Raw genomic sequence first — 19,119 nt, 5'->3', positions numbered from 1 at the left:
ACCTATGCTGGGGTGATGTTCCTACTCTTCGGTTTCGGCAGCAAGCGCAAACACGTCGGCCCTGGCGCAACGCGAAACTGCCCGCGGTGCCACAACACCACGCAGTGGGTGCGGATGAAGCAGTATCAGCAATTCACGCTGTTCTTCGTTCCGATTGCACGCTGGAAGCGAGTCGAATTCGAGGAGTGCGGAATCTGCGGAGCTGCCACCGAGGTCTGAGGAAGGCATGTCACGCCGGAGCAAGCACCACCACCGAGTTGTGTCCGCCCATTCCCAGTGACGACTTCACCGTCAATCCGCTTTCTGCCGTGGTGAATCCGTCGAGCAGCAGGGGATGGGCATCGGAGACCTGAGGTGCTGCGGGCACGATTCCACGTTCGAATCCCATGACCGCAGAGACTGTTTCGATTGCCGAGGCCGCACCCTGGCAGTGTCCGGTCAACGGTTTCACCGAATACACCTGTGCGTGTGACTCGAGCACCGTCTCCAACATCTCCGTCTCCGCTGCGTCGCATTGCGCGGTGCCGGGGCCGTGGGCATTGAGGTAACGCACCTGGCGTGGTGTGACGCCGGCATCGGCCAAGGCCTGCTCGAAGCATCCTCGTACCTGGGTGAGGGCCGGGTCGATCGAGGTGGCGTGGAACGCGTCGTGCGTCATGGAGCCGCCCAACACCCGAGCGTACGAGGCAGAGCTTCGATTGGACAGTACGAAAGCCGTTGCCGCTTCGCCCATTCCGAATCCGCGACTGCCCTCCTGGAACGGCCGGCAGCCCTCCTGGGGCTCCACGTCGACGACGCCGACGCCGAGCTTGACGAAATGATCGATGTTCTCCGGCGTCAGCGACAGATCGGTGGCGACGAACACGACGTCGTCGACGAAGTCGGTATCGAGCCACATCTTGGCAGTCAGCAGGCCGGCGTTGCCCGATGCGCACATGGCCGAGACATTCATGGCCGGGCCGTGAAAACCGTATTCCTGCATCAAGAGCGACACCGGCGTCGACGGCATCAAGGTCAAATAGTCACGTACTCGGCGCTCACCACCGTCCTCCAGGTAGAAGTTTCGCCACTCGTCCACTTCACCGAGGACGACGGCATGGATCAGACCGACACGTCGCCCCGGATGCCAACCGCGCTTCATCGCGTCGTCGATGGCCTCCCGTGCGGCCCCGCGAAGCGCCCGACCGAACCGGCTGGTGCCGTCGCCGTGGTCTCCGCCGTCGGGGACTTTTGCCAGCCACACCGGATTTCTGCCGCGTCGGGTGCGATCGTGGTGCAGGGTGGCTGCCGCCTTGCCCGTGGACAGGCCGTGCCACAGGGCGTCGGTGCCCCAGCCGTAGCCGGACACTGCGCCGATCCCGCTGATGTCGATCCCCGTGATGCCGATGCCCTGAGTGCTCATCGTCGATATCCGTTTCTTTCCGAGGTATGCAAGCCGGATTCGGCTCACGCCTCGATTTAGCCCGTGAAACCGGCATCGGGTCCAGTCGAGAATCGGATGTTCGTTGTAAATCGGGCATCGAACTCCACCGATTTCCGTTCTGGTGGTTCAATCGGGTGTTGACCGTCTGTCTACGAACGCGAGGACCGAGCATGGCCCCAGGGGAGCGCGAGAGCGTCGGCGACCCTGAACCAAGTCCCGCGTCGCCTGGATTGGCAGACCGCTACCGGGTTCTCGTCGAGCATTCACCGGACGCGATCGGTGTTCACCGACGTGGGACACTCGTCTATCTGAACCCTGCCGGAATGCGATACCTACGCGCCGAAAGCGCCGAAGAGGTCATCGGACGGCCGATCGAAGACTTCATTGCTGCCGAGTCGATCGGGCCCATGTTCGAGCGCATCGCCGCTCTCGGCATTCACGGCACGGCCAGCGCTGCGTCCGAAGCGACGGTGCTTGCACTCGACGGGACGACACTGACCATGGAAGCAGTGTCCGTGCGTACGGTGTGGAACGGCGAGCCGGCGTTTCAGGTCATTCTGCGAGATCTCACCGAGCACAAGGCGGCACAGAAGGCGTTGCGGTATCAAGCCGCCTTGGTCGAGCACGTCAGCGATGCCATCGTCGGAGTGTCGTCCGATGGTCTGGTGTCGAGTTGGAACCCCGCAGCCGAGTCGGTGTACGGACGGTGTTCGGCCGACGTTCTCGGTCGCAGCGTCTCGTACGCGGTCGGCGTTCCGTGCGATCCGGCCTCGATTCTGCGGGCCGGTGGACAACTGTGCGAGTCGCATCGTCGTGCGGACGGCACCGCGCTGGCGGTAGTGGTGTCCGCGGCTCAGATGCCCGATGGCTGGGTGTTGGTGTGCGCCGACCGAAGTGCGGTGCGACGGGCCGAGGACCACTTCACCGCCGTGGTGGAATCGCTCGAGGCAGGGGTCGTCGTGCTCGATCACACCGGCCGCATCGAGTCGGCGAACCTCGCGGCGAAGACGATCCTGGACATTCAGGTGGGGACCGAGACAGGGCAGGGGGCGTACCTCCCCTTCCGCGTGTACGGAACCGACGGGGGACCGATTCACCCGTTCGAGCACCCGGTCGCCGCTACGAGAAAGACCGGCGCGCCCAGCCAGGCGGTGATCGGCATCGAGCGTCGACGAGACGGCCGGAACTTCTGGCTGTCGTTGACGGCGACGATGCTGACGTCGGGCAGCCCGTCCCCCTCCGTAGTCGCCACGTTCGTCGACATCACCGACGCCTACCGGATGAACATAAAGCTCGAACATGCCGCGACTCACGACGATCTGACCGGCCTGCCGAACAGGCCGCTGATCCTGGCGCGCCTCGACGAGGAACTGGCGCGGCCGGCCCGCGACGACGCCATGGCGGTGCTGTTCATCGACCTCGACAACTTCAAGACGATCAACGACCTGCATGGACACACTGTCGGCGACGCTGTGCTCGGAGTGGTTGCCGCGCGTCTGACCAGAGCGCTCCCGGCCGACGCCTTCGTCGGACGAATCGGTGGCGACGAGTTCGTGGCAGTGGTTCCACATCGGGCGGGCACCGAGGCCGATGATGTGCGCGCCGAGCTCGCCTCTCCCATCACGACGGCGGGACGGGTGTTGACGGTGACGGCGAGCATCGGTGGTGTCACCGTCGACAGCGATGACACCCGAAGTGCACTCGACATTCTCGACGACGCCGACCACGAGATGTACCAAGCCAAGCCCGCAACGCAGTATCTTTCGCATCCGTAACAGAATCGGTAACGATTTCTCGTGCGTGCTGCCAAAGTTACGCACGAGGCGTATGGGTCGTAGATACTGCTTCGGTGATACCGACCGCTCGAAAGTGCATGCTCGCGATGTCGATGGTGGTCCTCGCTGTAGCCGGCCTGTTGTTCGCCTCCGCGGGGACCGGTGCCGCCGCGCCGTCCGAGTGGCGCTACACGATGGTGGCGTTCAGCAACGACAGTGATCGCAACATGGACGTCTACCAATCCAGCGACGGCACCGACTTCACCGCGTTGCAGACCTCGGCGTACCAGCCGCCGTCCGGCGTGGTGCGAGACTCGAGCATCTTTCGGCACACCGACGGTATGTACTACGCGACCTACACGACGGGCGGCGGAGCCAACATCGGCTTCGCTCGCAGCAGCGACCGCGTCGACTGGACGTTCCTGCAGAATTTCCCGATTCCGTTCTGCTGCGCCTTCCTGCCCGGTACCGGCGCCGGAACCGGATCGGCGAGCCCGCCCGGCTTCACCGGCTCGGCCGGCTTCTCGGACGGTCCGTCCCTGTCGCCGTTCACCACGAAGGCTTGGGCACCCGAATGGTTCGTCGACGGTGACCGCGTCAGCATCATCGTGTCGCTCTCGACCGGTGGTGGATTCGTGCCGTATCTGATGACCGCGATGGATCCGGGCCTGAGAATGTGGAGCTTCCCGGTTCCGTTCGTCGGGATCGACGCCGACCACATCGATACCACGGTCGTGAAGTCCGGATCGACCTATCACGCGTTCACGAAGAACGAGACCCGCAAGGTGATCGAGCATTGGACCGCGCCGTCATTGATCGGGCCCTATACGCCCGCTCCGTTCCGCGACTTCGGTCCTTTGAAGGAAGGCCCCGCCGTCATCGAGTTGCCGGACGGCACCTGGCGGCTCTACTACGACGACTACACCAACCGGAAGTACTTCTACTCCGACAGTTCGGACGGTATGAACACCTGGTCCGAACCGACGGAACTCCCGGGCCTATCGGGAACCGTGCGCCATGTCGGCGTGATGAGAGAGCCTGCCTGACGAGGGCGTCCGTGTCAGTCGGTGGTACCCGATAGTGCTCTGAGCCCGGCTGCGATGAACTCCCCGGTGGCGTCTGCGGCGTTACGGGCACCGGCTCCGGTATCGGAACCCGACAGCGCGCGGTGAGTGATGCCCTCACCGATCACTCCGAGCTTGAAATTGGCCAGGGCGAGGTAGAAGCCCCAATTGTGCAGTTCACGACCGGATTTCACTGCGTACTGGTGTGCGAGGTCGTCGGCCGAGGGATATCGGTCGCTCGTCCATGCCGCATCCGCGCCCAGGACCGCATCGAACACGGGTTGACGGTAGATGCACATCAGCGCGACGTCGGTGAGGGGATCGCCGAGGGTGGACATCTCCCAGTCGACCACGGCGGCAACAGAACCGACGTTGTCGGCATCGAGAATGGTGTTGTCGACGCGATAGTCTCCGTGGACGATGGACGACGCCGAGTGCGTCGGTATCGCAGCCTCGAGTGCACGGTGAAGTCGGTCGACATCGGGTAGATCGCGGGTCTTGACGCTGTGCCACTGCCGAGCCCACGTCGCGACCTGGCGGGAGACGAAACCGTCGGGTCGGCCGAACGCTCCGAGGCCCACAGCAGCGGGGTCGACGGCATGCAGCCTGGCGAGTACCCGGACGAGCTCGGCGGCGTTCTCGGTGACCTGCGTGTCGGTGAGGTCGGAAAGATCCTCACGCGTACGGACCACTCGGCCGGGTACGAAATCCACGACGGTCATCGGAGCGCCGAGAACCGAACCGTCTCGATCGAAGGCCACTGTCCGGGCGACGGGGACATCGGTGGATGCAAGTGCCTCGGTGACGGCCCACTCGCGGGCCATGTCATGTGCAGAGGGGGTGAGCCCACTGGTGGGCGGTCGACGAACGACCCATGTCGAGGTGTCGTCGTATGCCTTGTATGTGAGGTTGGAGCGACCACCACTGATCATCTCGACCGACAACGTGCCATCGAGCTCGATACCGTTGTTCTGCAGGAACCGTTCCAGCGCATCGCGATTCATTCCCTGCAGATCGCTCACGACTGTGCCTCCCGCGCGGCGCGCTTGGCGGCACCGATCGTCCGCTTGGCGATGGCCCAGCGGTGTACCTCGGACGGTCCGTCGTACACGCGGAACGGCCGCACTTCGCGGGAGAGCCGCGCCAGCGGAAGATCGTCCGAAACGCCGAGACCTCCGCACATCTGGATGCTTCGGTCGACGATGCGGAAGATCGCCTCGGCGGCGAACGTCTTGGCGATGGATGTCTCGTTGCTCGCGTGTCCACCCCGGTCCAGCTCGAAGCACGCCTTGATCAACAGTGCGCGAGTGGCCGCGATGTCGATTTCGTTGTCCGCGACCATCTTCTGCACCATGCCGAGATCGCCGAGCTTCCCGCCGAACCCTTCGCGCTGGGCCACCTGGGCGACGGCGATGTCGTGAGCTCGCCTCGAGGCTCCGAGCCAGCGCATCACATGGGTCATGCGGGCCGGTCCCAAACGCACCTGGGCATAGGCGAATCCCTCGTCGACGGCCCCGAGCACGTTCTCGTCGGGCACGAATACGTTCTCGAAGAACACCTCGCAGTGTCCGCCGATCATGGCCTTGTCCAAAGTGCCGATATGTCGGCCGACCGTGATGCCCGCAGTGTCGGCGGGGGCCAGGAACATCGTGGCTCCGCCTCGATCGCCCGGCTCACCCGATGTTCGGGCCATGATGATGAAGAACCCCGCACCGTCGGCACCGGTGATGAACCACTTGTGCCCGTTGATCTTCCATCCACCCTCGACCCGTTCGGCCGCGGTGGTCAACGCCGAGGGATCGGAACCGGCACCCGGTGCAGGTTCGGTCATTGCGAAAGCCGAGCGCACGTCTCCGTGCGCGAGGGGAGCGAGAAATTGCTCCTTCTGTGCCGCCGACGCGATGTGCGCCAGCATGTGGACATTGCCCTCGTCGGGCGCACCGAGGTGCAGGGCGATGGGGCCGAACAATGAATAGCCGGCTTCCTCGAACACCGGGGCGCGGTCACTCATCGACAGCCCGTGGCCGCCGTATTCGACGGGCGCATGTGGTGCGAACACGCCCGCGTCCTTAGCGGCCGCCTGCATCTCGACGCGAAGTCGGTCGCCGCCCGCATCGGTGATGTTGCCCAGAAACCGGTCCTCGATGGGAAGCACGTGGTCTCGAGTGAAGGCGCGAGTCCGGTCGATCAGCTTCTCGATGTCCGGGTCGTACGTCAGATCGATGGCCACCATGCGCTCCTTGTCCAGTACCGACCGAACACTCGCTCGGTTCCTCGAAGGTTGGCACAACTGCCCGTCCGGGTCAAGGGACCCGGCCCGCGCCGCTACTCGGGTATCGCGGTCGCGGCACCGACCGTCCGTCGGGCGATGTCGAGATACACGGCGACCAATTCGCTTGGCGTCATCGGTCCGTCGGGGCGATACCAGGTGGCGAGGCCGACGCACATGGTGGTGACGGCTCGGCTGGCATCCGCCGGGTGCGGGGTGTCGAAGACCCCGGATTCGACTCCTTCGGCAACGATCGCGTCGAGCAGCCGTTGCTCTTCGTCCCGCTTGGCGATGTACGCGGTGCGATTCGTCGAGTCGAGACTGCGGATTTCCGTCGAGCAGACGAAGGCGGCATCGCGCCGGTGAATGTGGAACAACAGCAGGGACTCCACGACTGCGTCGAATCGGTCGCTGGGCGACGGACCCGCCCCGTCCTCGGCCGATCGGGTGCGATCCAGCAGTTCGTCCATCGACGCATCCATGATGCCGACCAGCAAGGCCTGCTTCGATGGAAAGTGGTGGTAGAGGCCGGGAACCGACAGGCCGGCACCTGCGGCGATCTGCCGCACCGACGTACCGTGGTACCCCTGCTCGACGAACATGTTCAGCGCCGACGCCAAAGCTGGGGAGAGGTTCGAGCCCTCGTAGGTTCGCCAGATGTGGGTCGCGGTCATGCGCTTACCGTAGAGGTCGACTCGGCTGGGGCCGACCCCTATGCACCGGGTTGACACAAAACTTGTGATCCGCAACACTGTTGAAACGCAGACCGAGCGAGTGTTCGGTCGGTCCATTCGGGCCGAAATTCTGCTCGAGCGAAAGGGCCGTCCATGACCCTCGACGGAGCGACCGGGCCTGCAACTGTTCTCGACGCCTGGCGTAACCGAGTCTCCGACACCCCGGACCGGCCGGCACTGGCGTACTTCGACGCCGTGCTCACTGTCCGCGAGGTGGACGAGGCATCCGATGCGCTTGCCGCGGCCATGATCGAGCGAGGCGTGTCGCAGGGTGATCGCGTCGGCATCTATCTGCAGAACATTCCGCAGTACGCCTTGACGTTTCTCGCACTGTGGAAGATCGGGGCGGTCGCGTTGATCCTCAACCCGATGTACCGCAACCGTGAACTGCGTACCTTGATCGACGATGCGGAACCGATCGCACTCGTGTGCGACGAATGCGACCTCGATGCTGTGGGGGTGACGTTGCGCGGCAGTTCGATTCGATCGATCGTGAGCACAAGCGGACTCGATGTGCAGACACGCAACGACCCACGAGTCTTTTCGTCGAGGTCACGCGTGACACCTCGGCCCGACGAGGATCTGATGGGTCTGATCGACGTCTACCGTGGCCGATCCATCCCCGAGTTCGATCCGAAGCCAGACGATCTCGCACTTCTGGCGTACACGTCGGGAACCACGGGTCCGCCGAAGGGCGCGCAGATTTCGCACGCGAACGCATTCGCCACTGCTCTCGATTTCGGGGAACGGGCCGGTCTCGTCGACGGTGACGTCGTGTTCGCAGTCGCGCCGCTGTTTCACATCACCGGCGCAATGCTCGACGCCGCGGTGGCCCTGATTCGCGACTGCGTGCTCGTGTTCGCGCATCGTTTCGACGCAGCAGTCACTCTCGACGCCTTCGTCGAGCATCGTGTCACCTACACCATCGGGTCCATCACGGTGTTCAACGCGATCTCCGAGACCGCGGGGGTGACGCGAGCGCATTTCGAGTCGGTGAAGGCGTTGTACTCCGGCGGTGCACCGATTCCGCCCGCGACGGTGACCGCATTCGAGTCCGCGTTCGGCTGCTACATACACAACGCATACGGCATGACCGAAACCACGGCGGGCGTCATCGCCGTTCCGCCCGGCGTGCGTGCGCCGGTCGATCCCGCGAGTGGGTCGTTGTCCGTCGGGCTGGCGCTACCCCGTGTGACCTTACGAACGGTGGACCCCGCAGGGCAGCCGACGGCTCCGGGAGTTGCTGGGGAGCTGGTGATCTCGGGTCCACAGGTGGTCTCCGGTTACTGGAGAAATCCCGCTGCGACCGCGTCGACGATACCCGAAGGTCGTCTTCGCACGGGAGACGTGGCGATCATCGACGACGACGGATGGGTGTATCTCGTCGACCGACTCAAGGACCAGATCAACGTGTCGGGATACAAGGTCTGGCCCCGGGAAGTCGAGGACACCCTCTACGAACATCCTGCAGTGTTCGAAGCCGCCGTGGTGGGCAGACCCGACGCCTACCAAGGCGAATCGGTGGTGGCCTACGTATCCCTGCGACACGGAACCTCGGTGACACCGGATGCGCTGGTCGATTTCGCGCGCGATCGGTTGGCCGCGTACAAGCGTCCGAAGGCCATTCACATCATCGACGAACTTCCCAAGACTCAGACCGGGAAGATTCGACGTGCAGCACTCAAACCTGTTCCTGTGGACAACCATTCGACCGAAAGTGAAACTCCATGACCGTCGGATCATCGCGCGACACCCGCTTGGCACCGGATATCTCCTCACGGAAGAAATCGCTGTTCGCCAGCACGATAGGCAACGTACTCGAATGGTACGAGTGGAGCGCCTACGCAGTGTTCGCACCGTTCATCGCGGCAGCGATGTTCAGTCAGTCCGATCCGGTCTCCGCACTGCTGTCCACGCTGGCGGTGTTCGCCGTCGGATTCCTGATGCGGCCTCTCGGCGGCATCGTGTTCGGACGGATCGCGGACAAGAAGGGCCGCAAGTTCGTCCTCGTCACCACGATGCTCATGATGGCGACCGGCAGCCTGCTGATCGGCATCATGCCCACCTACGGTGCGATCGGGGCCTGGGCGTCGGTACTGCTGTTGCTCGCACGCGTCATGCAGGGTTTCGCGCATGGTGGCGAGTCGGCGACGGCGTATTCCTACGTCGGCGAGATCGCGCCGCCGAACCGACGTGGCATGTGGGGCAGTGTCGCGTTCGTCGCCATCTTCGGTGGATCGGCTCTGGCATACACAGTGGGTGGCGTCATCACCTCGACACTGTCGGATTCTGCTGTCGGGCAATGGGGTTGGCGCATCCCCTTCCTGCTGGGCGCACTCCTGGCGCTGTTCGCTCTCTACCTGCGCAAGAACATGGACGAGAGCGAGGTGTTCGACTCGGAGCAGAACAAGGTCGAACAAGCACCGATCGCACGCAAGACCGTCGTGAAGGCGATCGTGCTGATGATCGGAATGACGTCGGGAATCACGGCGGCGCACTACACCTGGACCTCGTACGTCTCGACATTCGCCATCACGCAGCGTGGGATGAATCCCGACACCGCGTACTGGATGCTCGTCATCGCGCAGTTGATAGCGCTGGTGTCCCTACCGTTCTTCGGTCGTCTCTCGGATTCGATCGGCCGACGGCCGATGTTGGCCGCCTTCGCCGTGCTGATGTTCCTGCTGCAGATCCCGCTGACGATGCTGATCTCGACGCAGTGGTGGACATTGCTGCTCCCGTCGACGGTGGCCCTGCTCGTCATCGCCGTCCCGGCCTCGATTCTGTCCTCGACACTGTCGGAGAGCTTTCCCACCCGACTCCGCACGCAGGCAATCGGATTCGCCTACTCGTTCTCGGTAGCGGTGTTCGGCGGAACCGCGCCGTATCTCAACCAGCTGTTCCTCGGGTTCGATCTGGGCTGGGTGTTCGGCGTGTACATCATGTTCCTGGCCGCTCTGACCGGCGTCGCCTGCTTCTTCATGAAGGAAACCAAGGGAATTCGACTCGAAGACGTATGACGCGTCCCCGACCGGAGTTTGCTCCTGACGTGGCGTGAGGTTCTACCGTTGCCTGCATGAACAGCAGTGATTCGACCACCTGGGGTATCGGTGACGTCGCCCGTCGGACCGGCGTCACCGAGCGGACCCTGCGCTATTACGAAGAGTTGGGCCTGCTCGCTCCGGACCGGGACGGAGGGGGTAGGCGCCGGTACGACGGCGGAGATCTCGACCGGCTGTACCGGATTCGCCTGCTCCGAGAACTGGGCACTCCGCTTGCGGACGTCGATCCGGAGGCAGTGGACCTCCAGCACCTCACGCGGCAGCATCTGGCCGACCTGGATCAACGGATGGCCGAGCTCGCTCGTGTGCGAGAGCGTGTTCGGGCCGTGGAGGACCGACTTCTTCATGGTGATCGCCCGAGCGACGACGCCCTACTGGACCTTCTCTCCGGCCTGTCGACCGACGAGCCTGCGGTCACTCGCCGCACCACTTTGCTGGTCTACCGCGACATCGCAGCAGCCCATTCCTACCTCGTCGACGTGCTGGGACTGGCTCCCGGACAGATCGAATACGACGGCGACCGAGCCGTCCACGGCGAGGTTCACGCCGGTGACGGTGTTGTCTGGTTGCACCGCGAGGCCCCCGAACATCGCATGGTGTCGCCGCTGACCACCGGCGCGGTCACCGCGTCGCTTGCGATCCTCGTCGACGATGTCGATGCCCATCACGCTCGCGTGGCGGCAACCGGAGCAGCCATCGACTACCCGCCCACCGACATGCCCTACGGCGTTCGTGAATACAGCGTTCGCGATCCCGAGGGTCATCTGTGGTCGTTCCAGACGCCACTCCCAGAATAAGCGGCGTCCTGAACCCGCTCTGCCCCAGCGGATCTATCGGTGATCGAGCAGTGACGTCGATGCCGAGTCGGCGAGGTCACTGCCTCCGAGTAGACGCATGAGCAGAAGGCCGTCGAGCACAGCCACAGCTGCGGCAGCTTCCCTGCGTCGGTAGTCCTGATCACCGACGACGAAGCCTCCGAGCCATTCGATCCAGCCCTCGACCAAGTGCGAGGCCACGGACTTGTAGGGCTCGAGTCCTGCTGTTGCTTGGCCGATCGCCTCGAAGTAGAGCCCGAACAGCGGATCGCACTCCGGCTGTGCCACAACCGGCCACGCCGTCGCAACCAGTGAGCGGTGGTCGTTCATGGGTGTCGAGAACGCCGCGGCCAACAGATGTTGCAATCGATCTCCGACCACTGACAGAACAGACGTGACGAGGTCGTCCTTCGTCGGGAAGTAGTAGACGACCATGCGATCACTGATCTTCAAACGAGACGCGAGTCTGCCGAAGGTCAAGCGGCTCAGGCCGCCTTCCAGGGCGGCGTCCAGTGCCACGGACAGCATCTCTTCGCGTGAATGTCTCTTGACCACACCTTGATTGTAGTGGTCACTACAGGTAGCTTTTGTTGTAGTGACCACTACAACTCGAAGGAGACGCTATGCGTACACGTTCGACTCCCTTGCTCGCACTGTCGGTTCTGCGATCGACCGCCGGACTGGTCTCGTGGGTGAGTCCCGCACATTCGTGGCGTGCCTTCGGTCTCGGACCCATGCGTCAAGCCGGAAGTGCGGGGGTTGTGACGCGCCTCTTCGGAGTCCGCGATCTCGCGCTGGGAATGGCGCTGCACCATCCATCCGCGGACGTTCGCAAAGCGGCCGTGGAGGCCGGGATCGCAATCGATGTCCTCGACGTCGCAGCAAGTGTGCTCGGCCGTCGCGCGGGCGCGCCTGCCTCGAGTTTGGTCGGAGTAGCGGCAGGCGCAACGTTGTTCGTCGTGCTGGGCGCAACGATCATCGCGGACTCGACCTCCTCGTGATCACCCGGCCAGCGCGTCCGTGACTTCTGCTGCAATCGCGGCCTCACCGAGGGCATTGGGGTGCAGCGGCACGAACTGATCCGCGAACAGCAGTGGTTCCACCCACCGCACTCCGACGGGCTGGCAGGCGTCGTGCCCCTCCGACGCCACGGACATGTCCACGAAGGTCGTGTCGGTATCGGCCGCTGCCTCGCGGATGGCATCGTTCAGCGTGGCCTGGAGGTTGCGCAGATACGGAACGTCGCCGAGCGCGACGGGGACCGACGGTTCGCACGTGCTCGCTGCGCGGATGAGCCATGGATAGCCGATGATGATCACCTTCGCCTCGGGCGCGCGAGTATGTATGTCGCGCAGTGCTTGTCGGACGGCCTGCAGGGTGCTGTCGAGAATCTTGTCGTCGAAGCTACTTCCGTTCTGCTGCGTGCACGGATCGAATGCACCGGCGTGGGTTGCGAGTGCACTCACGCATGCTGCGATCGCTCCCGAGAACACGCTGTTGTCGTTGCCACCGATCATCAAGGTCACCACATCGGACGATGGCGACAATGCATCGAATTGCGGTCGTGTGCCCTCGAATTGAGGGGCATAGAAGTCGTCGGTGGCAGCACCGCCGCAGCTGACATCGGTGAGGCTGTAGCCCTGCTCGCGCGCGACGAGATGAGCAAAGTTCTGTTCCGACTGGAGGCACCTCAGTGGCGTGTTCGGTGCCAGCGGCAGCACGCCGTTGCCTGCACCGAAGCTGTCGCCGAGGTTGACGTACTCGATGGGCGACGCTGTTGCATGGGAGGGGATCGCCAGCGCGACAATGATGGACACGACAATTCCGAGACCGAACCGATGCGTTCCGATGCGCATGACAGACTCCCTCGCCGGCGGATGCTGCTCGAGAGCGTACCGCCGTTCGGTGCCGCGGCGATCGCCTGCTGCGGGAGTACACGCGGTAGTCGCTGGTCTTCCGGACAAATTGCGCCATCGCTCTATGCTCGTCTTCGACACCGCAGCCGCGTGTACCCCTCTCCGAAGGACGTACTCCCATGACCGACGACGCGTTGGCCGATTTCGAACGAACCGAGTTCACCGCAGACGGGCGCGCGGCACCGGTCTATCGCATCGGCACCGGGCCGGCGGTCATCGTGATGTCCGAAATGCCGGGCATCACGCCGAAGGTTGCGGACTTCGCGCGCACCGTCGCCGGAATCGGATGCACCGCGATCGTGCCGCACCTGTTCGGCGTCGACGGGAAGGACCCGCTGACCGCACCCCTCGGACTGCTCGGTACCGCTGCCACCATGTCCCGTGCCATGGTGCCGGCGTGCATCAGCCGAGAATTCACCATCTTGGCCACCGGCAAGTCGTCGCGGATCGTGGTGTGGCTGCGTGCTCTGGCGGCCGAGGAACACGAGCGGTGCGGCGGACCAGGTGTCGGTGCCATCGGAATGTGCTTCACCGGCGGGTTCGCCCTCGCGATGGCCGCCGACGATCGATTGATCGCGCCGGTGCTGTCGCAACCGTCCCTTCCGTTCGCGGCATCGAAGTCACGCAGTCGTTCCATCGACATCAATGCCGGCGACCTTTCGAAGGTGAAGAGCCGTTGTGCTGCGGGAGATCTCACTGTCCTCGGTATGCGGTTTCAGGGCGACAAGATGTGTCCCCCTGCACGGTTCGAGTTTCTGAGGGAACAACTCGGCGACGCATTCGTGTCGGTGGAATTGCCCGATTCTGCGTTCAACCCGGAAGCCTTCGGGCCGCCACACTCCGTCGTGACGGAAGGACTCATCGACGAGCCGGGTCAGCCGACCCGGCAGGCTTTGGACCAGGTACTCGACCTGTTCCGCAGTAAGTTGCTCGCAACGCCGTGAGGTCCCGCGGCACGAACACGATGCGAAGCCGAAGGTCGAATTCACGACCACGGGATGGTGGCCTGCAGAACCGCCTCTTTCGACGCGGCGGTCCGTAACGCCGTCACCGTCTGATATTCGGGATCGGCCACCATCTCGCTGAACGCCTTACGCGACGCGCTTCAGGTCTCTTCCGCGGGGATCCACAGCCATCGTTCGAGTATGCGTGAACCGTCGATCCTGTGGAGTGTAAAGGCGCTGTCGTCGGGCAAGTCGGTCCACTGTTGGACCCCACGAGACGATGGCTCCGCGCTCAGCGGTAGAACTTGGAGAGCGGGAAACCAGTGACTCCATAAAGGGAAGTGTGTCGTCCATGACCGATGTTGAGAACGTGACCGTATTCGGAACCGGAGTGCTCGGTTCGCAGATCATGATGCAGGCTGCCTACCACGGAAAAACCGTTGTGGGATACGACATTTCCGACGAACTACTTGCCAAGCTGCCGGATCGCTGGGAATGGATGCGCGGTTACTACAAGCGTGACCTGAAGACTTTCGACGAGGCGCGATTCAACGCGGCCATCGAATCCATCACGACCACCACCAGCGTCGCCGAGGCCGTTTCGGACGCCGACCTGGTGATCGAAGCAGTTCCGGAGGATCTCGACCTGAAGAAGAAGGTCTGGTCGGATATCGGCGCGTCCGCTCCGCCGAAAACTATCTTCGTGACCAACTCGTCGTCGCTACTGCCCAGCAGTTTCGCCGAGGCCACCGGGCGGCCGGAAAAGTTTCTTGCATTGCACTTCGCCAATCTCGTGTGGCGATACAACACCGGTGAGGTGATGGCAACTGCTGCAACAGATCCTGTCTACTTCGATGTCGTACTGAGCTTTGCTTCGGAGATCGGTCTCGTTCCCGTTCCGGTCCGAAAGGAAATTCCGGGATACGTGCTGAACAGTCTTCTGATCCCGCTGCTGCAAGCAGGAGCCAACCTTTACGTCGGCGGGGTTGCCAATCCGGCGGACATCGACAACGTGTGGCGCATAGCCACCGGGGCACCCGCCGGTCCGTTCCAGATATACGACACTGTCGGCTTCAACGTCGCAGCACATATCGCGCGCGCACACGGTGGCGAGGTTCAGGTCAAATTTGCCGACATACTGCAAAAGGGTATCGACTCGGGAAAGACCGGTCTCGGGGACGGTGAAGGCTTCTACACGTACGACTCCGACGGCCAGCGACTGGATGCTGTCGAGTCGTGGAACATCAACTGAATCGCTCGATCCCGCCTGTCAGAGGTACGGATCCGCCCAGGCGCTGATGATCCGACCGGCACGAGCTGCTTGATTCTTGCCGGTGAGAAGGTGATTGGCCCCCTCGAGCGAAACGAAGCTCCGGGGGTGACGGGCGGCCTGGAAGATCTCGCTGGCGTTGTCGATCCCTACCGTGTTGTCGGTGGGGGAGTGCATGACGAGTAGCGGTCTCCGCAGGGTGGTGATGCGCTCGCGCAGGTCTGCTTTGCGGACGTCGTCGACGAACTGTCGTTTGAGGGTCAGCGCTTTGCCGCCGGCGTGGAACGGCGCTTCGCCCTCGTCCTGGATCCGATGAATGAGTGCGTCGTAGTTGTGCTCGACATGCGCGGGCTGAAACGGGGCGGCGACGATGGCGACCGCTTCGACCGTCGGACAGTTGTGCGCTGCAGCAATGGCCGCCGAGCCGCCGAAGGAATGGCCGACGAGCAACTTCACCTCGCGACCGGTCGCGTTCATGAACTCGACGGCCTTGACGGTGTCGTGCACCTTGTTCGAGAACGAACCGTCGCCCCAGTCGCCCTCGGAGTGGCCCAGACCGAGGTTGTCGAAGCGAAGCATTCCGATGCCGTCGGCCGCGAGCTGCTTGCACATTCGATTCGCCGCCGGGCAGTCCTTGCCCAGCGTGAATCCGTGAGCGAATACGCCCCACCCTCGCGCTTCACCCTCGGGAACATCGACCACGCCTGCCAAGGTGGGTCCGGTTGCGCTGGAAAACGTGACCTGTTCCGACATACCGGTCATCCTAGGATCCACAACTCGGGCTCGAGTAGTAAGGCACGGTCGCAGTGGCGTATGACCACCGACGACGCTGGGTTCAGCCGAGCCGGGTCAACCGAGTTGGCGTAGTTGTATCGCAGTATCGAGGGCCAGTCGATGCCAGGCCGATCGCGGATCGCGTCCGGTCAGTTCCTGGGCCCGGCGCAATCGATAGCGCAAAGTCTGCGGGTGCACCTGTAGTCGGGTGGCGGCAGCCGTTGCCGTACCGGTGGAGATGAAGGCCGAAAGGCCCTGCAGAATGTGCTCGTTCGCCGCCTCGGTCAGCGGACCGAGCACGGTACGTACCACCTCGCTCGTGTCCGCGGTGGGGCGCGCGGTCAACAGTGCCAGCAGCTGACCGTCACCCTGATCGAGCAGTGCCCGGTCGTCGAACGCGTGATCCGGTGCGGTGTCCAGCGCTTCCGAGGCGAGACGCCACGAACTGCTGATACCGGCAACGGTCGATCTCTCCACGAGGCATCCGCGGAGCAGTAGATCTCGACACGCGAGGTCGGCCTCGGCGCGGTGGATCGATGGTGGCAGCAACGCGATCGCGCGTTGTTCGCGTCGAGTGCACAGGTGAGTCCGCTGACCCGACGTCGCGGTGCGGTCCGGGGGAACGAGTCCCACTGCGAGAACCAGCGATTCGACGGTGTCGTCGGACATGGGTCGGCCCGGATCTGTCGATTGCACCACGAGCAGATTCGGGTGCGTGGGTAGCTTCAGGTCGAGTTCGCGGGAACGATCCGACACCGTCCCGGGTGAATTGTGTCTGGCAGCCAGCAAGTCGTCGAGCAACGCGGCGTGCGCCTGCGCGCGGTTGGTTGTGAGCTGTTCGCGCGCAATGACGTACGCGCCGATGATTTCCTCGGAGATTGCGTCGATGGCGTCGAGCACGCCGAGGCCGAGTTCGGCGATGTCCGGTGGTTCGAGTACATCGAGATACTCGGTTGTCACGTGCCGAACGAACACGCTCGACGCGACTCGATACGCACGGAGCACATCGGCCAGCGGGCGCCCGTCCGCGGCGCGCGCGGCACCGATCGCGCGGAATCTGCTGTGGTCACGGTCGTCGATCGTCCGATCGCCGTGCGCCCACAGGGCCATCAACCGCCTCAGTGACCAATACGCAATGGCCTCGACATCGGCCAACTGTGCACCCTGCAGTGATCGGTAGACCGGGATCGCGTCGCGAATCGCGAGTACTGCCGATGCGACGACGGGGCCCAACTCCGATTCGATCTTCGCGACCACGGCGACCCGCGCTGGGTACATCGATCCACCTCCCACTCCTTGTCAGTGACTGATAAATCCTATAGTCATTCGAGTCGGTTTCCTTGAGTTCCGGCGGCGACCTCAGCACAGTCGAAGGAGACATCCGGGTCGAGCAGAAGAGTGGGGCAATGGACGCAGACGTGATCGTGGTGGGCGCGGGCTTGGCCGGACTGGTGGCAACCGCCGAATTGGCCGACGCCGGAAAGCGTGTGCTTCTCCTCGACCAGGAGCCCGAGCAGAATCTGGGTGGACAGGCGTTCTGGTCACTCGGCGGGCTGTTCATGGTCGACACTCCGGAACAGCGACGAATGGGCATCAAGGATTCGGCCGAACTGGCCTGGCAGGACTGGCTCGGCACCGCGACATTCGATCGGGGTGTCGACGATCCCGCCGGCGAGGATTACTGGGGTCACCAGTGGGCACGGGCGTACCTCGATTTCGCGGCAGGGGAGAAGCGGTCCTGGCTGCACGCGCAGGGCGTGCGGTGGGTTCCTGTCGTCGGCTGGGCCGAACGCGGCGGGTACCTCGCCGACGGGCACGGCAACTCGGTTCCACGCTTCCACTTGACCTGGGGCACCGGGCCGGGCGTCGTCGCACCGTTCGAGCGTCGTGTCCGCGAGGCTGCGGACAAAGGACTGGTGCGCTTCGGTTTTCGTCATCGCGTCGACGAGTTCGTCGTCAGCGCAGGGGTGGTCGAGGGAGTGCGCGGCGCAATTCTCGAACCCAGCGCAGCGGAACGCGGTGCGGGCAGTACTCGCGTCGAGGTGGGGGAGTTCGAGTTGCGCGCCGGTGCGGTGCTCGTCACTGCGGGCGGCATCGGAGCGAATCACGATCTGGTGCGGGAGAATTGGCCGGCTCGTCTGGGAACGGCTCCGAAATCGCTGATTTCGGGAGTCCCCGAACACGTCGACGGCCGCATGCTCGGTATCACCGAGAAGGTCGGCGGACGTCTGGTCAACAAGGACCGGATGTGGCACTACACCGAAGGCATCAAGAACTGGAACCCGATCTGGAAGAACCACGGAATCAGGATCATTCCAGGACCGTCGTCGATGTGGTTCGATGCGCGTGGTCGGCGATTCTCGGCTCCCAACTTCCCGGGCTTCGACACGCTAGGAACGTTGAAAGCCATCCAGGACAGCGGTTTCGAGTACTCATGGTTCGTCCTCACCCAGAAGATCATCGAGAAAGAATTTGCACTGTCGGGATCGGAGCAGAACCCGGACATCACCGGAAAGAACCTCAAGCTCGTACTCGGCCGAGTCTTGCCCGGTGCCAGTGCACCGGTCGAGGCGTTCAAGAAGAACGGCGAGGATTTTGTGGTCGCCGACACCCTCGGTGAACTCGTGCAGGGAATGAACAGGGTCTCCGGCGAGGACCTGATCGACCTGGTGGACTTGCGCCGGCAGATCGAGGCTCGCGACCGGGAAGTCGACAACCCGTTCACCAAGGACCTGCAGGTCTCCGCGATTCACAATTCCCGTCGTTCGCGCGGGGAGCGCATCGCGCGTACTGCGTCTCTGCACAAAATTCTCGATCCCAAATCGGGACCGTTGATTGCGGTGCGGTTGAACATCATCACTCGAAAGACGTTGGGCGGAATCCAAACCGACCTTCAGGGGCGCGTTCTCGACAGCGAGGGGCGAGCGATCGAGGGGCTGTGGGCGGCAGGCGAGATTGCCGGATTCGGCGGTGGTGGGGTGCACGGATATCGTTCGCTGGAGGGAACGTTCCTGGGCGGGTGCATCTTCGGGGGCCGGCAAGCCGGGCGTGCGCTCGCAGCGCAGGCGTGACG

General features: G+C 63.6%; 18 protein-coding genes. 10 read left to right on the top strand and 8 right to left on the bottom strand.

From position 1 onward, the window contains the following. Positions 1 to 15 precede the first annotated feature (15 nt). A complete protein-coding gene (locus CH305_RS00195) occupies positions 16 to 219 on the top strand; it encodes a zinc-ribbon domain-containing protein (protein WP_032404133.1) in 204 nt (67 codons plus the stop codon). A gap of 10 nt (positions 220 to 229) precedes the next feature. Here CH305_RS00195 and CH305_RS00190 read toward each other — a convergent pair whose 3' ends face one another. Next, positions 230 to 1,402, bottom strand: a complete 1,173-nt coding sequence (locus CH305_RS00190; protein ID WP_094608172.1) for a beta-ketoacyl synthase N-terminal-like domain-containing protein — start codon at positions 1,400 to 1,402, stop codon at positions 230 to 232. 191 nt (positions 1,403 to 1,593) lie between these two features. Between CH305_RS00190 and CH305_RS00185 the strand changes: the two genes are divergently transcribed. Beyond that, on the top strand, positions 1,594 to 3,198 hold the full coding sequence (locus CH305_RS00185) for a diguanylate cyclase domain-containing protein (protein ID WP_179278123.1): 1,605 nt from the start codon (positions 1,594 to 1,596) through the stop codon (positions 3,196 to 3,198). Between the two features lie 113 nt (positions 3,199 to 3,311). Beyond that, the gene (locus CH305_RS00180) at positions 3,312 to 4,244 is read left to right on the top strand and encodes an arabinofuranosidase (RefSeq protein ID WP_052058873.1); all 933 of its coding nucleotides are present in this window, start codon (positions 3,312 to 3,314) and stop codon (positions 4,242 to 4,244) included. 14 nt (positions 4,245 to 4,258) lie between these two features. Here CH305_RS00180 and CH305_RS00175 read toward each other — a convergent pair whose 3' ends face one another. The 3 genes from CH305_RS00175 to CH305_RS00165 form a co-directional block, all read right to left on the bottom strand. Further along, positions 4,259 to 5,284, bottom strand: a complete 1,026-nt coding sequence (locus CH305_RS00175; RefSeq protein ID WP_094701909.1) for a phosphotransferase family protein — start codon at positions 5,282 to 5,284, stop codon at positions 4,259 to 4,261. Continuing rightward, complete coding sequence (locus CH305_RS00170) at positions 5,281 to 6,492, bottom strand: acyl-CoA dehydrogenase family protein (RefSeq protein ID WP_094702073.1); 1,212 nt, start codon at positions 6,490 to 6,492, stop codon at positions 5,281 to 5,283. Before CH305_RS00170 ends, CH305_RS00175 begins: the two co-directional genes overlap by 4 nt. Before the next feature lie 95 nt (positions 6,493 to 6,587). Next, on the bottom strand, positions 6,588 to 7,205 hold the full coding sequence (locus CH305_RS00165) for a TetR/AcrR family transcriptional regulator (RefSeq protein WP_094701907.1): 618 nt from the start codon (positions 7,203 to 7,205) through the stop codon (positions 6,588 to 6,590). 153 nt (positions 7,206 to 7,358) lie between these two features. On the opposite strand from CH305_RS00165, the gene CH305_RS00160 reads away from it, so the two are divergent. Genes CH305_RS00160 through CH305_RS00150 form a run of 3 tightly spaced genes read left to right on the top strand, consistent with a single transcriptional unit; the run spans position 7,359 to position 11,124 of the window. Further along, a complete protein-coding gene (locus tag CH305_RS00160) occupies positions 7,359 to 8,996 on the top strand; it encodes a class I adenylate-forming enzyme family protein (protein ID WP_094701905.1) in 1,638 nt (545 codons plus the stop codon). Beyond that, positions 8,993 to 10,285 (top strand): MFS transporter, encoded by a 1,293-nt coding sequence (locus CH305_RS00155; RefSeq protein ID WP_094701903.1) that lies wholly within the window; start codon positions 8,993 to 8,995, stop codon positions 10,283 to 10,285. Before CH305_RS00160 ends, CH305_RS00155 begins: the two co-directional genes overlap by 4 nt. Positions 10,286 to 10,341: 56 nt before the next feature. Beyond that, entirely contained in the window at positions 10,342 to 11,124 is a 783-nt protein-coding gene (locus CH305_RS00150) for a MerR family transcriptional regulator (protein WP_032404128.1), read from the top strand. A 33-nt stretch (positions 11,125 to 11,157) separates the two neighbouring features. Here the strand turns inward: CH305_RS00150 and CH305_RS00145 are convergent, their stop codons facing one another. Continuing rightward, positions 11,158 to 11,697 carry a TetR/AcrR family transcriptional regulator gene (locus CH305_RS00145; RefSeq protein ID WP_141215774.1) on the bottom strand — a complete coding sequence of 180 codons (540 nt, stop codon included), beginning with the start codon at positions 11,695 to 11,697 and terminating at the stop codon, positions 11,158 to 11,160. A gap of 68 nt (positions 11,698 to 11,765) precedes the next feature. Here CH305_RS00145 and CH305_RS00140 point away from each other — a divergent pair, with 68 nt between their 5' ends. Continuing rightward, positions 11,766 to 12,143: a hypothetical protein gene (locus CH305_RS00140; protein WP_032404126.1), complete on the top strand. Its 378-nt coding sequence runs from the start codon at positions 11,766 to 11,768 to the stop codon at positions 12,141 to 12,143. Here CH305_RS00140 and CH305_RS00135 read toward each other — a convergent pair whose 3' ends face one another. Next, complete coding sequence (locus CH305_RS00135) at positions 12,144 to 12,998, bottom strand: SGNH/GDSL hydrolase family protein (protein WP_094701901.1); 855 nt, start codon at positions 12,996 to 12,998, stop codon at positions 12,144 to 12,146. It abuts the gene before it with no gap. A gap of 179 nt (positions 12,999 to 13,177) precedes the next feature. On the opposite strand from CH305_RS00135, the gene CH305_RS00130 reads away from it, so the two are divergent. Then, positions 13,178 to 14,002 carry a dienelactone hydrolase family protein gene (locus CH305_RS00130; RefSeq protein WP_094701899.1) on the top strand — a complete coding sequence of 275 codons (825 nt, stop codon included), beginning with the start codon at positions 13,178 to 13,180 and terminating at the stop codon, positions 14,000 to 14,002. A 352-nt stretch (positions 14,003 to 14,354) separates the two neighbouring features. Beyond that, positions 14,355 to 15,254, top strand: coding sequence for a 3-hydroxyacyl-CoA dehydrogenase (locus CH305_RS00120; protein WP_094701897.1), 900 nt, complete (start codon positions 14,355 to 14,357; stop codon positions 15,252 to 15,254). A gap of 18 nt (positions 15,255 to 15,272) precedes the next feature. Here the strand turns inward: CH305_RS00120 and CH305_RS00115 are convergent, their stop codons facing one another. Together CH305_RS00115 and CH305_RS00110 are read right to left on the bottom strand one after the other, a co-directional pair. Further along, complete coding sequence (locus tag CH305_RS00115) at positions 15,273 to 16,025, bottom strand: S9 family peptidase (RefSeq protein WP_094702071.1); 753 nt, start codon at positions 16,023 to 16,025, stop codon at positions 15,273 to 15,275. Positions 16,026 to 16,121: 96 nt separating this feature from the next. After that, positions 16,122 to 17,324 carry a helix-turn-helix domain-containing protein gene (locus CH305_RS00110; RefSeq protein ID WP_141216432.1) on the bottom strand — a complete coding sequence of 401 codons (1,203 nt, stop codon included), beginning with the start codon at positions 17,322 to 17,324 and terminating at the stop codon, positions 16,122 to 16,124. A gap of 128 nt (positions 17,325 to 17,452) precedes the next feature. Here CH305_RS00110 and CH305_RS00105 point away from each other — a divergent pair, with 128 nt between their 5' ends. Beyond that, a complete protein-coding gene (locus CH305_RS00105) occupies positions 17,453 to 19,117 on the top strand; it encodes an FAD-binding dehydrogenase (RefSeq protein ID WP_094701895.1) in 1,665 nt (554 codons plus the stop codon). The last annotated feature ends 2 nt before the right edge of the window (positions 19,118 to 19,119 follow it).

It is taken from the genome of Rhodococcus sp. 15-649-2-2 (assembly GCF_002258645.1).
In the GTDB taxonomy this organism is placed as follows: Bacteria; Actinomycetota; Actinomycetes; order Mycobacteriales; family Mycobacteriaceae; genus Rhodococcoides.
This window is presented reverse-complemented; position numbering and strand designations above follow the sequence as displayed.